The organism is Hymenobacter siberiensis (assembly GCF_018967865.2).
In the GTDB taxonomy this organism is placed as follows: domain Bacteria; phylum Bacteroidota; class Bacteroidia; order Cytophagales; family Hymenobacteraceae; genus Hymenobacter; species Hymenobacter siberiensis.
Window position 1 is genome coordinate 1,418,641 of record NZ_JAHLZY020000001.1, and the last position, 12,793, is coordinate 1,431,433.

The 12,793-nt window shown below is 61.2% G+C and carries 15 protein-coding genes; 10 read left to right on the forward strand and 5 right to left on the reverse strand.

The window, feature by feature from the left end:
* Positions 1-38: 38 nt before the first annotated feature.
* The gene (locus KQ659_RS06275; RefSeq protein WP_216689665.1) at positions 39-2,276 is read left to right on the forward strand and encodes a TonB-dependent receptor; all 2,238 of its coding nucleotides are present in this window, start codon (positions 39-41) and stop codon (positions 2,274-2,276) included.
* 59 nt (positions 2,277-2,335) lie between these two features.
* On the opposite strand, the gene KQ659_RS06280 is transcribed toward KQ659_RS06275, so the two are convergent.
* Together KQ659_RS06280 and KQ659_RS06285 are read right to left on the reverse strand one after the other, a co-directional pair.
* On the reverse strand, positions 2,336-3,601 hold the full coding sequence (locus KQ659_RS06280; RefSeq protein WP_216689663.1) for a T9SS type A sorting domain-containing protein: 1,266 nt from the start codon (positions 3,599-3,601) through the stop codon (positions 2,336-2,338).
* A 430-nt stretch (positions 3,602-4,031) separates the two neighbouring features.
* Positions 4,032-4,454, reverse strand: a complete 423-nt coding sequence (locus KQ659_RS06285) for an EamA family transporter (RefSeq protein ID WP_216689661.1) — start codon at positions 4,452-4,454, stop codon at positions 4,032-4,034.
* A gap of 209 nt (positions 4,455-4,663) precedes the next feature.
* Between KQ659_RS06285 and KQ659_RS06290 the strand changes: the two genes are divergently transcribed.
* From KQ659_RS06290 to KQ659_RS06310, 5 genes are all read left to right on the forward strand, one after another.
* Entirely contained in the window at positions 4,664-5,518 is an 855-nt protein-coding gene (locus KQ659_RS06290) for a Kelch repeat-containing protein (RefSeq protein ID WP_216689659.1), read from the forward strand.
* Positions 5,508-5,756 (forward strand): hypothetical protein, encoded by a 249-nt coding sequence (locus tag KQ659_RS06295; protein WP_216689657.1) that lies wholly within the window; start codon positions 5,508-5,510, stop codon positions 5,754-5,756. The genes KQ659_RS06290 and KQ659_RS06295 overlap by 11 nt, the downstream gene beginning before the upstream one ends.
* Before the next feature lie 29 nt (positions 5,757-5,785).
* Positions 5,786-6,175 carry a hypothetical protein gene (locus tag KQ659_RS06300; RefSeq protein ID WP_216689655.1) on the forward strand — a complete coding sequence of 130 codons (390 nt, stop codon included), beginning with the start codon at positions 5,786-5,788 and terminating at the stop codon, positions 6,173-6,175.
* 60 nt (positions 6,176-6,235) lie between these two features.
* Complete coding sequence (locus tag KQ659_RS06305) at positions 6,236-6,586, forward strand: hypothetical protein (RefSeq protein ID WP_216689652.1); 351 nt, start codon at positions 6,236-6,238, stop codon at positions 6,584-6,586.
* Positions 6,587-6,752: 166 nt separating this feature from the next.
* Positions 6,753-7,481 (forward strand): PD-(D/E)XK nuclease-like domain-containing protein, encoded by a 729-nt coding sequence (locus KQ659_RS06310; RefSeq protein WP_216689650.1) that lies wholly within the window; start codon positions 6,753-6,755, stop codon positions 7,479-7,481.
* A 98-nt stretch (positions 7,482-7,579) separates the two neighbouring features.
* Here KQ659_RS06310 and KQ659_RS06315 read toward each other — a convergent pair whose 3' ends face one another.
* Together KQ659_RS06315 and KQ659_RS22065 are read right to left on the reverse strand one after the other, a co-directional pair.
* Positions 7,580-7,876, reverse strand: a complete 297-nt coding sequence (locus KQ659_RS06315) for a transposase (RefSeq protein ID WP_216689648.1) — start codon at positions 7,874-7,876, stop codon at positions 7,580-7,582.
* Positions 7,877-8,063: 187 nt separating this feature from the next.
* On the reverse strand, positions 8,064-8,294 hold the full coding sequence (locus KQ659_RS22065; protein WP_216689646.1) for a transposase: 231 nt from the start codon (positions 8,292-8,294) through the stop codon (positions 8,064-8,066).
* Positions 8,295-8,619: 325 nt separating this feature from the next.
* Here KQ659_RS22065 and KQ659_RS06325 point away from each other — a divergent pair, with 325 nt between their 5' ends.
* The 4 genes from KQ659_RS06325 (at position 8,620) to KQ659_RS06340 (ending at position 11,681) form a co-directional block, all read left to right on the forward strand.
* Positions 8,620-9,213, forward strand: coding sequence for a TetR/AcrR family transcriptional regulator (locus KQ659_RS06325; RefSeq protein WP_216689644.1), 594 nt, complete (start codon positions 8,620-8,622; stop codon positions 9,211-9,213).
* A gap of 109 nt (positions 9,214-9,322) precedes the next feature.
* On the forward strand, positions 9,323-10,246 hold the full coding sequence (locus KQ659_RS06330; RefSeq protein WP_216689642.1) for an alpha/beta fold hydrolase: 924 nt from the start codon (positions 9,323-9,325) through the stop codon (positions 10,244-10,246).
* 72 nt (positions 10,247-10,318) lie between these two features.
* Positions 10,319-10,615: a putative quinol monooxygenase gene (locus tag KQ659_RS06335; RefSeq protein ID WP_216689640.1), complete on the forward strand. Its 297-nt coding sequence runs from the start codon at positions 10,319-10,321 to the stop codon at positions 10,613-10,615.
* A gap of 187 nt (positions 10,616-10,802) precedes the next feature.
* A complete protein-coding gene (locus KQ659_RS06340; RefSeq protein ID WP_216689638.1) occupies positions 10,803-11,681 on the forward strand; it encodes a hypothetical protein in 879 nt (292 codons plus the stop codon).
* A 49-nt stretch (positions 11,682-11,730) separates the two neighbouring features.
* Here the strand turns inward: KQ659_RS06340 and KQ659_RS06345 are convergent, their stop codons facing one another.
* A complete protein-coding gene (locus KQ659_RS06345) occupies positions 11,731-12,708 on the reverse strand; it encodes a J domain-containing protein (protein ID WP_216689636.1) in 978 nt (325 codons plus the stop codon).
* Positions 12,709-12,793 lie beyond the last annotated feature (85 nt).

A 12,793-nucleotide genomic window follows, 5' to 3' on the forward strand; every position in this document is an offset into this window, starting at 1 on the left:
ACTGTAGTTTTACAGATTATTCTGCAGTTACTTCTGGTATGTTTTCTCGATTTTCGTTTTGGTGGTTTAGTAGCTGTTGGCTGGCGGTGCTGGTTGCGGCGGGGGTGCCCACGGCCAGCTACGCCCAGGCCCTGCGCGTGCAGGTGCGCGACTCGCTACGCCACGAGCCCCTGATTGGGGCCAGCGTGGTGGTGCCGGGCACGGGCGTGGGGGCGGCCACCGATGCTACGGGGATGGCCGTGCTCACGCCCGCCCCAGCAGCCGGCAAAATCCTGCTCATCAGCGCATTGGGCTACCGGACGCGCTTCGTGGTGGCCCCGGCGGCAGGGGCGGGGCTGCTGCTGCTGCTGGCCCCGGGCGGCGTGGCGATTGAGCAGGAAGTGCTGGTAACGGCTACCCGCACCAACTCGCGCATCGAGGACCTGCCCACCCGCGTGGAGGTGCTGGGGGCCGAGGAGATGGAGGAGGAAAGCAGCATCAGGCCGGCCAGCATTGCCAGCTTGTTTGGCGATATCGCGGGCACCCAGATTCAGCCCACTTCGCCCACCACCGGCAACCTGGATTTGCGCCTGCAGGGCCTGCCGGGGCAGTACACTCAGATTTTGCGCGACGGTCTGCCGCTGTACGGCGGCTTCGCGGGCTCGTTTGGGCTGCTCACGGTACCGCCGCTCGATTTGCGGCAGGTGGAATTAATCAAGGGCTCGAATTCGACGCTGTATGGTGGCGGGGCCATTGCCGGGCTGGTGAACCTGGTGAGTAAAACGCCCACGCTGGGCACGCCGCAGTACGCCGCCAGCTTCAACCAGACCACGTTGCGCGAGACGGATTTGAACGGGTTCGCGGCTCGGCGTGGGCGGCGCTGGGGCTACTCGGTCTTTGCGGGGCTCGTCAATCAAAAGGAAAAAGACGTGGACGGCGACGGCTTCGTGGACGTGCCCCGGGTGCATAGCTTCAACCTGCACCCGCGCCTGTTTTTCTATCCCAACACCCATAGCCAGGTGGCGCTGGGCTACACCGGTATGCTGGAAAATCGCCGGGCCGGCGATATTGTGGTACTGCAAAAGGGCTACGACCCGGTGGGCGGCCACACATTCTACATCGATAATACCAGCCTGCGCAACACCGCCGACCTGCTGTATACCAACGACAGCCTGGCCGGCGGCCGTCTCACCGTCAAGGGCACCATCACGGATTTTATCCGCGACGTGAACACCAATTCCAATGCTTTCACCGCCTACCAGACCACCTACTACACCGAGGCCAGCTACCTGCACGCGGCCGGCCCGCGCCACACCCTGGTAGTGGGCCTGAACGCCAACGGCGAGCAGCTGGCCTCCTTCAACCGCAGCGCCACGCCGCTGCGCAGCCCCTACACCTACCACACGCTGGGCGCGTTTGTCCAGGACGACTGGCGCGTACTGCCGCGCCTGAGCCTGCAAGCCGGCCTGCGCCTCGACCACCATAACCAGTATGGGACCTTTGTACTGCCCCGGCTGGCCCTGCTCTACAAAGCCAGCCCGGCCGTGACGGCCCGCCTCAACGCCGGCCTGGGCTACCGCGCCCCGGTGCCCTACATCAACAGCCTCGACGAGCGAAATTATCACTTGGTAAAGGCGCTACAAGGCGTGAGCGCCGAAACTTCCTTTGGCCTGAACGGCGACGTGAACTACCAGCGCACCTTCGACGGCTTCGACGAGCCGCTGGTGCTGAGCGTGAATCAGTCATTTTTCTTCACTCGTGTAGGCAATCCGTTGGTGCTGAATGGGCTGGGTTTTACGGGGCCATTTCAGGCCAATTACCTTACCTGGCAGAATGCCGCGGCTCCGCTCTCCACGCGCGGCCTCGAAACCTACGTGCGCCTGCGGGCCGACGAGACCGAGCTCTACCTCGGCTACGTTTTCACCGATGCCCGCCGGCAGTACGATGCTCTGAACCCGCACCTGCCGCTGGCCGCCCGGCACAAGTTTGCGGCCGTAGGGTTGGTGGAGTTCACCGATGCGCTCAGTGCCGGCCTCGAAGCCTCCTATATTGGCCAGCAATACCTGTCCGATGGGCATACCACGCCCGGCTACCCGCTGTTTGCCGCGCTGCTGCGCTACCACGCGGGCAATTTTACGTTGGCTCTGAATGGCGAAAACCTGTTCGACTACCGCCAGACGCGCCAGGAAAAAGTAGTGCTCGCTCCGCTGGACAACCCGGTTTTCCGCGAGCTGTGGGCGCCTGTGGAAGGCCGCGTGTTCAACGTGTCGCTGACGTGGCGCTGGGCTAAACCCTAAAGGCCGCCCGCGCTCGAAAGCTCAGGCGGCCCATGGTCAACTAATTGCCCGGATTGTAGCTACTGCGTAATGCGCTGGCTGAACGAGCCCGCCGCCGATACCAGCCGCACAATGTAGATGCCCGTGGGCAGCGTGCGCAGGTCGAGCAGCCAGCGGCCGGGCTGGCCGGCTTGGGGCGTGCAGGTCATCTGCTGGCTGCGGCCCAGGGCATCGAATACGCGCACGGTAGCTGGGCCGGTAGCCAGCACTTCGGCGGGCAGGCTGGTGCTCACCACCCACTGGTGGGCCTGGCTGCCGGGGTACACGGCTAGCTCCTCGGCGTTGGCGCTGCCCGGGCGCACCACCTGCACCGGCGAGTAGGCCGTGGTGCCATCGAAATCGACCTGGCGAAGGCGGTAATAGCTGGCGCCGAAGAGCGGCTGCTCGTCGGTGTAGTCGTAGGTAGTACGGGCCTGCGTGCTGCCGGCGGCCGCCATCGTGTGCAGCGCGTTGAAGTTTTTGCCATCGGCCGAGTGCTCAATCACGAACTCCTTGCTGTTTTTCTCCGAGGCCGTAACCCAGTGCAGGGCCACACCCTGCCGCCCGGTTACGGTGGCCGTAAATATCACCAGCTCGACGGGGAGCGGGCCGGTGCACACCGCCAGGCTCTGGCATTCCAGCTCCGAATTGTTGGTGGCATCGATGGGGCCGGGGCAGCCAGTGGTCAGGCGCAGGGCGCACACGGTGACGAGGGAGGAGGCGCAGTTGGCAGCCAGCTTTTTGAAGGCTCCGTTATTGCCAAATACGCAGCCGCCAATGCGTAAGCTGCCCGTGCCACACAGCGTATTATTGGCCCCGCCCCGGGTCAGGTCGATGCTGCCGTTGATAACCACCCGGCTATTGTCAATGATGTCGGAGTTTACCAGTATCAAGTTGCAGTCGGTTCTGAGTAGGGTGGGGGTGGTCGCCGTGCCCTGCGCCATCACCATCACCCGGGCCTTGTCCACCGTCAGCTGGGCTACGCGCAGGGTACTGCCCGCGCTCACCAGGAGGTTGGTATCGGTGAGGCCGCCGCTGCCATCGCCCAGCGTCAGATTGGCCCCGCCAATCAGCGAACCGCCGTCCAGCAGGGAAATAGAGCCGTTTTTAGCCACGGCGTAGTCTCCATTCAGCACCACGTTAAAGCCGTTGATGACAATGGTGGCGTCGCTATTGGAAACGGGGGCCGTGCCGGTGCATTTTGAGCTGGACGCCTGCCAGGTAGCAGGGTCGTAGAAATAGCCGTCTTTCACAGCCGTGAACGTGCACTGGGCTTGGCTACTGAAAGCCCGTCCAAGCAGTAGCATAATGGTCAGTAATAAATAGACTTGTTGCGTAATGTTTGTGCTTAAAATCAGCCTATTACAGGCATGAAATCGCGCTAATTTTATTGGCAATGTGGCTTAGACATTCTCTTTGCAATTTTTGTCGGTTTTTATTGTTGACATAATTAATTGATTATCAAGGCTTTTTGCTTCGAAACAACTCTAATAGGTGATAATCTTTTTCATGGCGCTCAATTATAATTAAAATACGTAAATGAAGTAAAAATGGTACGCATTATAAAAAAAGATGCAATTTCTAAGCTCTCTTGAAAACAGCTTATTGATTTTAGTATTTACGGATGTATTAGATGCGGAAAAGCCCCCTGCAGTGCAAATGCAGGGGGTATCATTGTACTTTGTGATGTCTGAATAAGCGCTTGCTACTCAGCTTATTTTCATTAATCGGTGATGCTTATGCCCACACCAGCACCACGGTGCCGGCCAGAATCAGCCCGGCGCCGAGGGCACCTTTCAGGCTGATGGTTTCGCCCAAAAAGGCCACTGCCAGTAGCATGGCCAGCGCCACACTTAGCTTATCGACCGGGGCTACCTTCGTTACCGGCCCCAATTTCAAAGCCCGGAAATAGCACAGCCACGATGCCCCCGTAGCTACGCCCGACAGCACCAGAAACAGCCAGGTGCGCCCCGTGAGGGCCGGCAGCCCTGCCGTGGCCCCGCGCGCCATGGCAATGCCCCAGGCCAGCAGCAAAATCACCACCGTGCGGATGGCCGTCGCCAAATCCGAATCGACACCCTTGATGCCAATTTTGGCAAAAATGGCGGTGAGGGCCGCAAACAGGGCCGAAAGCAGGGCGTAGGGAATCCAGGAAGCCATAATCAGAGGGAAGGCTGGTTAAAGGAAAGGAGTGGAGCCTGAAAAGACACCGGTGACCAATGAAAGCTACGGGCTGGGCGATGATAGTGGCCCGTTAGGAGGTGGAAACCCCTGGTTTGGGAGAAAATAAGGCATCCGGGGAAAGGGGGCCTGCAACCGGAAATGGTGTGGCCAGCCCTCTACAGGCACAAATCACCATTCAGCTTCCCATGAAAACAACCCGATTACTGGCAGTATTGCTGCTGATTTTAGCCAGCCTGAACAGCTGCACAAAAGACTCAACGGATGTCGCCTCCATCATTGGCGCCTGGTATGGCCGCTCGCAGTTTGAGGGCCTGGCCCGGAGCGGTGCGGTAAGCTTCGTGATTGACGGCAAGGCCTACGTGGGCCTCGGCACCGATGGCACCGACAAGTACACCAATTTCTGGCAGTATGTGCCCGGCACCAATACCTGGAAGCAGCTGGCGCCGTTTCCGGGCGTGGGGCGCTATCAGGCCGTGGCCTTCGCCGCCAACGACAAAGGCTACGTGGGCACCGGCTACGACGGTAACTACAAGAAAGACTTCTGGCAGTACGACCCCAGCACCGACGTGTGGACCCAGAAGCCCAGCTTCGGTGGCAACAAGCGCTTGGGAGCGGTGGCGTTTGTGGCCAACAATGAGGGCTACATCTGCACGGGCCTCGACAACGGCACGTACCAGACCGATAACTGGAGCTACAACCCCACCACCGAAACCTGGACCGAGCACCGCAAGCTGGAGGGCACGACTACCAACGGCACCGGCTTCGACTTCAGCGCCGTGCCCCGGGCCTACGGCGTGGCCTTCACCATTGCCAATACCAGCTACGTCACGCTGGGCAGCAAAGACACCCAGTCACTCAGTTGCTGGGCCTACAGCCCCACGGATGACAGCTGGCACCAGAAAACCGAGTTCAGCGGGGCCTCCCGCACCCTGGCGGCAGCTTTTGGCCTGGGCGACTACGGCTACGTCGGGCTGGGCGTAGGCGGCAGCATCCGCTACGACGACCTCTGGAAACTGGAGCCCGCTACCGATGTGGACTAAGCGCCCCGCTATCCAGGCGGGCACTTCCTATGGGAAAGGGCTCGCCGCCGGCCGGCCGGCGGGGGCAGGCTGGTGGCGGCGGGGGCTGCAGCTGGCGCTGCTGGCTGTGGCCGCTGCCGCCACCGCCTGCGACCCGGTGGGCAATATCGCGCTCGATTTGCCCGCCACCAGCACCGGCAGCACGGCTTACTACGTCGACACCCTGACGGTGCGGGTGGCCACGGTGCTACACGACTGATAGCCAATTCTATCACCGATAACCTGCTGGTGGGGCACTACCACGACCCACGCCTTGGCATCATCACGGCCCGCAGCTTTGTGTGGGTGGGCCAGCGGGCGGCCTGCGCGCCCACTACCGACGAAGTATTTGATTCCCTTGTATTGGTGCTGAAGCCCGATGCGGCCGACGACGCGGCCCTGTTCCGCAGCCAGGTGAGTACCGCCGGGGCCGCCCTGAGCCTGTACACGCACCTGCCCCTCGACCCGCTTACGGCCATTGTGAAGGACTTTGCCCTGGCTGCGGGTGCCGAGCATTTCTACCAGGTAGCCACCGACGGCACGGGCACGCCCCTCACGCCGCTCACTACTTCGTTGCAGGCGCTCGACGTGTCGCGTGCCGCCCAGGAAAGCTACATCGATGGCGCGCTGGGCCTGTAGACCAAAATCGAGATTCTGTACCTGAATAACCTGCGCGCCTTTGGCTCCGGCATCACCATTGTGCAGGCGCATCTGGTGCTCGAAGCGCTACCGGGCTCCACCACGCGCTACCTGCCGCCGCCCGGCAGCCTGGTTTCGTACCTGGCCGGGCGCGGCAATCAGCAGGGGCTGGCCGTGGGGGCCGTCGCCGTTCCATACCTGAATAGCGTGTCGACGCTGACCGGTCTGGAAACGGGCTCCTACAACTTCGCCATCACTGCCTATTGCCAGGCGGTGGTCGACCGCACACTCAAAAACGATGGCGTGTTGCTGGCATCGGCCGCGCCTACCAGCCCGGAGCGGGTGGTGCTGGGCGGCCCCAGGCGCAGCGAGAACCGCCTGCGGCTGGAGCTGTATTTTCTCAGCCATTAATTTTCAGCAGCTCATTGCCCGGGAATTGCTAAAATAATTTTGGCGGCTATCAATCAGGTTGTTATTGGCGAGTAGTGAGCCGGTCTGACGGCTTTTCAGGGGTGGTCAGACCGGTTTTTGCGGGCCGGACCTGCCACCAAATGCGGGCTTATGCTGTTATTGACCTATGCCAACTTTGCCCGCCCCGCGCCCCGACCTGCTGCGCCTCGACTACGATACCTACCGCGCCCTACCCGCCATTGCCAATTCCGACCTCTCGCGCCTGCGCGATGCCCTCGACGGCCGCCCGCCCCGCCCCCAAACCAGTGCCAACGAAGGCGCCCTGAGCTTTGGCACCGCTTTCCATACCGCCCTGCTGGAACCCGCCGACTACGTGGCCGGCCAGCCCGGCCTGAACGATACGCTGGTGTGGTGGCTGGTGGAGGGCGTGAAGCTGAACACGCAGCTGGTCAGCCTGCTGGAGTACGGAACTCCCGAAGTGAGCGTGCTTTTCACCGAGCCCGAATCTGACACGCTCTGTAAGCTGCGGGCCGACCTCGTGGTGGCTCACCCCGACGAGCCGTTCACCATCATCGACTTCAAAACCACCAGCGCCCGCGACGCCGACCATTTCCTCTGGCAATGCTCGGCTTACGACTACGACCGGCAGGCCGCCTTCTACACCGATGCCCTGCGCGCCGAGCGGTTCCTGCTGGTGGGCGTGCAAAAAAACGAGCCCTTCGGCGTTTTCATCATCGAAGTGAGCGAGCAGATGCTGGCCGAAGGCCGCCAGAAATACCAGCGCCTGCTGCGCCTGCTAAAAGCCCCCGGCACCGCCCCCGCCTTCCGCGCCGAAGCCGTGCAGGCGGCGGTGGCCGCCCTGGGCCAGGCCGAGGAAAACCGGCCGGCGGAATAGCCACTGCATCCCGGTACAATTCAATCGACCGCATGGCATAAGGAGTTGATTATCAGTTTTTAGGTGTGCAATGCCGGCTTTCTAAGAAGCTGTTTGAGTTAGCAGAACTTCAGGGTTCTGCGAATGTTAACTATTGCAATCCAGGCATTTGCATGACGCAACGTCCGGTCGTATTCTTTGGGCAAGCGCCGGTTCATGTCGAGCCACGCGAACGTGCGCTCGACAATCCAGCGCCAGGCGTGGATGCAGAAATTGGTTTTCCGCACCAGTACGTGCACCGGTTTCTCGACCCGGATGCCGTAGCGCCGGGCCAGGTGCCGGCGGAAACCGCCGTGAAAGGAACTGTCCACGAAAACGACCTGGATGGCCCCCAGCAGTTCGTGCGTGGCGGCCACCTCGTCCCAAAAGCAATGGCCGCGGCGCCGTCCACCGCATCGGTGGGCAGCACCCGACTGGCCAGCACATGGCCCAGCGTGTCGGTGAGCACCAGGCGTTTACGCCCCTTGACCAACTTGCCCGCGTCGAAGCCCACGGTGGCTCCGGTGGCCGTGGCCGTATTTTTGACGCTTTGCGTGTCGAGTATCACGGCCGTGGGGCAGGCTTTTTTTGGGCGTGTTCCCGGCTGCTCACCGTCAAACAGGCGCTTACCCGCGCCCAGGTGCCGTCGGCTTCCCACTTGTCAAAGTACCAGTACGCCGTGCTCCAGGGCGGTAAATCGCCCGGTACGTCCCGCCAGACGCACCCGTTTTTGAGCACGTACAAAATGGCATTGACGATTTCCACCAGCGGCCATTTGCTGCGCCGCTTGACCACCAGCAGCGGCTACAGCCGCTGCCAGTCGCGAGCGCAAAGGCCTGAGCTATATAGCTTTCAGGTCAAAATAGCGGAGGCATCCATCTTGCAAAATTAACTCAGACAGCTTCTTAACCGTTTGCCTTTCTACAGACCTGCCGCCGCTCTGCGGCTACTTCGCAGTATGGGCTAATTGAGGAAAACCGCCTAGCCCGTCGAGCCCTTTTGCAGTAGCTCCTTTACCTTGGGTTCTTCCAAAAAGCCCTTTTCCTGATCAGGAGGGCGCTTTCTTGTATTAACTAAAAAAACTTACTAATTAGTAAGTAAGTAGTATATTTGTCCTGAAATGACCACTGCCCCTACAATCCCCATCATTCCTGCTGACACCCGCATCCGCATCCTCGACCTGGCCGAAGGGCTGTTGTTGGAACGGGGCTTTAATGCCTTCAGCTACCAGCATCTGGCCAAAGAATTGGGGGTGAAGCCGGCCGCCATTCATTACCACTACCCGAGCAAGGACGACCTGGGCATGGCAATTGTGGCTCGGCAGCTGCGCCGCCTGCGCAAGTGGCGCGACCTGCCCCGCGTGGCCGACCTGCTGCCCGTCGCGCAATTCGAAGCCCTGCTGGCGGTGTATGACACGCACCTCGGCCATGAGCGCCGCGTGTGCCTGTTTGGCGCGCTGGCGGCCGATTTCCGGACCCTGCCCGTGCCCATGCAGGCCGAGCTCCGCACCTTCAACCGCGAGCTGACCGAGTGGCTGGCCCAGGTGCTGGCCGTGGGCCGGGTCACGGGTACCCTGCGCTTCGTGGGCAGCCCGGCGGCAAAGGCGGCGCAGGTACTCACTACGCTGGCCGGGGCCCTGCAAGTAGCCCGCGTGCACGACGAAACGCCCTTTCAGGTGATAGTGGGCCAGCTGCGGTTGGAGCTGCTGGCTTAATTCGACTGCCTGTAGCACATGCTTTAGCTTGTGCAGTAATGGATTATTGAAAAATACCTGTTAATCCTGACGCGGCACAAACTGAAGCATGTGCTACAATCGCTCGCCGATGACCAATACCTATTCGCCCGCGCATTCCTTACTTATGACCGCTGCCCCGCTGCCTGCTGCTCCTAAAATTCGCTATCCTTCGCCGCCGCCGGGCTTGCGCTGGCTACGCTGGCAGCTGCGGGTGCAGTGGGCCATAATGCCCACGCGGGCGTTTCGGCAGGCGTGGGGGCTGTTTGTGACGCCGCGCCGCCTGGCCCTCAAAGCCTGGGAAGGCCCCGCCCTGGCCAGTGCTCGCCGCCGCACCGTGGCGGCCGGTACCGGCACCGTGGCCGTGTATGAGTGGGGGCCGGCTGCCGCCCCGGCGGTGCTGCTGGTGCACGGCTGGGAGCATCGGGCCAGCTTTTGGGGGGCGTGGGTGGCCCCGCTGCTGGCGGCCGGCTACCGCGTGGTGGCCCTCGATGGTCCCGCGCACGGCGAATCGAGCGGCCGGCAGGTCACGCTCACCGATTTTGGTGGGGCCGTGCAGGCGGTGGTGAATACGTTGGGGGCGGTGCGCGCCATCGTGGCGCACTCGTTTGGGGCGGCGTCGGTGGCGGGGCTGCCGGTGCGGCTGCCGGCGGGGGCGGCATTGCCGCGCCTCGTGCTCATTAGTGCGCCGGTGGGGCCGCGGGTGGTGGCCGAGCGGTTTGCCGATTTCCTGCACCTGCCCCAAGGGTTGGTGGCGCGGTTTGCGGCCCACATCGAGCAGAATACCGGCCGGCCCGCCGATTCCTTTGCCGCTGCCGTCTCGGGGCCGTCCATCGGGGCCGAAAAGGTGCTGGTGCTGCACGACGAGGCCGACGAAATCATCCCTTTCGCCGAAAGTGGGCAGATTGTGGCCGCCTGGCCCGGCGCGGTGCTGCACGCCACGCGCGGCCTGGGCCACAACCGCATTCTGCGCGATGCCGGCGTGGTGCAATCCGTGGTGCGCTTCATCGTGTAGCTTTTAGTTCTTCACCGCCAAAACTCCTCCGCTTTTGTTGTAGAGAATATTTCACTCATTTTTCTTCCTGTCATGGTAAAAGTTGCGCTGTTAGTTCGCCTCGAAGTAAAACCTGGTCATGAGCAGACCGTCGCCGATTTTCTGGCCGGGGCCCTGCCCATCGTCGAAGCGGAGCCTGCTACGACCACCTGGTACGCCCTGCGCCTGGGCCCTTCTACGTTCGGTATTTTCGATACTTTCCTCGATGAAGCCGGCCGCAAAGCCCATCTCGCCGGGCAGGTAGCCGCCGCCCTGGGCACCCACGCCGACCTGTGGGCTAGCCCGCCCCACATTGAAATGGTAGACATTCTGGCCTCGAAAGGCGCGTAAGCACGCCCTTTGCGGTCGTTTCCTGTTGGGCCGTGCCGGTGCGCCTGCTGCCTGATAAGACTTTCCCGCGTCCGGGTTGCATCCTAAAGCCAGCTGTTCAGGTTTCTGCCTGAGTGGCTGGCTTTTTTGCGTTCATTATTGTTGAGTAATATATGAGTTTGAAAATGCTGTAAATAGACTACCACTTATGCTACTACTGGCTCGCATCGTACAGGCAACTTATTTACCCCTACAACTCATCTGGGAAAGCAAGCGGACGGCTTATCTGCTGAGCGTGGCGTTGGTAACGGTGTTTGTGTTGAGCATCGCAGTGGCCTTGGTCAACTACACCGGCATGTTGCAATTGCCGGGCATGTGGGGCCAAATCCATTTCCTGCAAGCCGTGGAAATATCGTTTACGCTGTTGCTGTTTTTTGAAATGGTGAGCCTGGTATTTGTTATTCCCGAATCCATTGCGAATTCCATCGGCAAGCAAATTGAAATTTTGAGCCTGATTTTGTTGCGGTCTTCTTTCAAAGAATTTTCGCACTACAATTTCCAGCTTCCGCTGCAAAGTCAGCTCGAATCGGTGTATAAAATGGTGGCCGATGGTGTGGGCGCCCTGCTGGTTTTCCTGCTGATTTACGTCTACTACGGTATTCAGCGGCACCGCTCCATCACGCAGGAAAGCGACAAGCTGCAATTCGTATTGCTGAAACAATTCATTGCGCTGCTCGTCTTCGTTACCCTGCTGGGCATGTATGGATACGATGTTTTTCACATGTTTAGCAGCAGCCATTGGGTGCAGTCTGCAGACAGGTTCTACATGATATTAATTTTTGCCGACCTGCTATTCATGCTCGTGGCCTTCCGGTACACGCTGCATTACCCGGACGTTTTCCGGTATTCCGCCTTTGTGCTGGTAACGGTATTTATCCGGTTTTCGCTGCTGGCCCCGGTGTATTATAACGCGCTGCTCAGCTTGTTTTCCGTGGTATTTGCCATCGCCGTGGCGTATTTCCACAACTTATTCACCGATGGCCGACTGTCGTACCTCACCAAGCACCAACCCAAAGGCCACGATTGATTTTGGCTGAAATCAGGACGGAGCCGGGCCTCTGCTCAGCGGCAGCGCGCTAGATGCTATCCAGGCCTTCGGCGGCGAGCTGGCGCAAAACATCACGCAAGCCGTCGGCATCGCTCATCATCCGGCCAATGTGCTGCACGTATTCGGCCTCGGCGCGCAGGTCGCGCTTGAGCTGGCGGAGCTCCAGTTCCTGCTTCTTGCCCGAGGCCATGGCGAAGCCATTGGGGCCATATTTCAGCTCGTTCATTTCCTGTTTCAGCTGAATTTGCTGCTGGAGCAGGGCGCGAGTGTAGCGGGCCAGCACATCGTCGGCGGCCGCGTCGGCGGGGGCCGATTCGGCTAGGAGCTGTAGCAGCGTGTAGAGGTCGTCGGCCTCGTAGGCCTCGGTGATGCGCTGCATCTGGGCGGTTTTGTCGGCTTGCTTTTCGGGGTCGCGCTCCAGGTCGGGGTGGTGGGTGCGGGCCAGCTGGCGGTAGATGGTTTTGGCGTTGGTTTCGAGTTGCTTTTGGTCGGCCAGCGCGGCGGCTTCCTGCTGGCGCTGGGCCTTGGTTTTGCGACGGGCGCGGGCGGCGGCGGCAGCCTGCTCGTGCGGCGGCAGGGTAGGGTCGGGGATAAACTCCGGGGCCGAATCTTCGGGTTTTTTGCGCCCGGCGGCGGGTTTGGCTCCTGCGGGGCGGTGCCCGGCCGGGGCATATTTGCGGATAATGGCCGCTTCATCCTCTCCAAACCGGTCTTCTAGGTTATGAGCATTGCCCAGAATCACGCCCGTAATCTGGGCTTCTTCCATGCGGCTGAAGTAGCTCAGCAGCAGGGCTTCTTCCAGCGGCGCATACAGCGCGTGGCGGGCCGCCACCACGGCCGTGGCCGCCGGCCCCACCTGCTGCCAGTAGCGCCGCCGGGCCTCGGCCTGCTCGGCGCGCAGGTCGCGCAGCCGCTCGCGCAGGTTCTCCACATCCAGAATAGCCTGCCGGAATGCTTGTTGCGCGAGGGTTCCGGTGGGCGGCTCAGTGGTCAGTACCGGGACCATAATACGTTTGGGATGCGCGGAATCAGGGTTTTTCATCAGCTGTAAAGGTAGTTCTACTGCTTCACCCCACCCCCGGCCCCAGAGC

Bases quoted from the DNA above. Each gene is read 5' to 3' on its own strand.
- KQ659_RS06275 (WP_216689665.1), top strand. From the start codon at position 39: ATGTTTTCTCGATTTTCGTTTTGGTGGTTTAGTAGCTGTTGGCTGGCG.
- KQ659_RS06280 (WP_216689663.1), bottom strand. From the start codon at position 3,601: ATGCTACTGCTTGGACGGGCTTTCAGTAGCCAAGCCCAGTGCACGTTC.
- KQ659_RS06285 (WP_216689661.1), bottom strand. From the start codon at position 4,454: ATGGCTTCCTGGATTCCCTACGCCCTGCTTTCGGCCCTGTTTGCGGCC.
- KQ659_RS06290 (WP_216689659.1), top strand. From the start codon at position 4,664: ATGAAAACAACCCGATTACTGGCAGTATTGCTGCTGATTTTAGCCAGC.
- KQ659_RS06295 (WP_216689657.1), top strand. From the start codon at position 5,508: ATGTGGACTAAGCGCCCCGCTATCCAGGCGGGCACTTCCTATGGGAAA.
- KQ659_RS06310 (WP_216689650.1), top strand. From the start codon at position 6,753: ATGCCAACTTTGCCCGCCCCGCGCCCCGACCTGCTGCGCCTCGACTAC.
- KQ659_RS06325 (WP_216689644.1), top strand. From the start codon at position 8,620: ATGACCACTGCCCCTACAATCCCCATCATTCCTGCTGACACCCGCATC.
- KQ659_RS06330 (WP_216689642.1), top strand. From the start codon at position 9,323: ATGACCAATACCTATTCGCCCGCGCATTCCTTACTTATGACCGCTGCC.
- KQ659_RS06335 (WP_216689640.1), top strand. From the start codon at position 10,319: ATGGTAAAAGTTGCGCTGTTAGTTCGCCTCGAAGTAAAACCTGGTCAT.
- KQ659_RS06340 (WP_216689638.1), top strand. From the start codon at position 10,803: ATGCTACTACTGGCTCGCATCGTACAGGCAACTTATTTACCCCTACAA.
- KQ659_RS06345 (WP_216689636.1), bottom strand. From the start codon at position 12,708: ATGGTCCCGGTACTGACCACTGAGCCGCCCACCGGAACCCTCGCGCAA.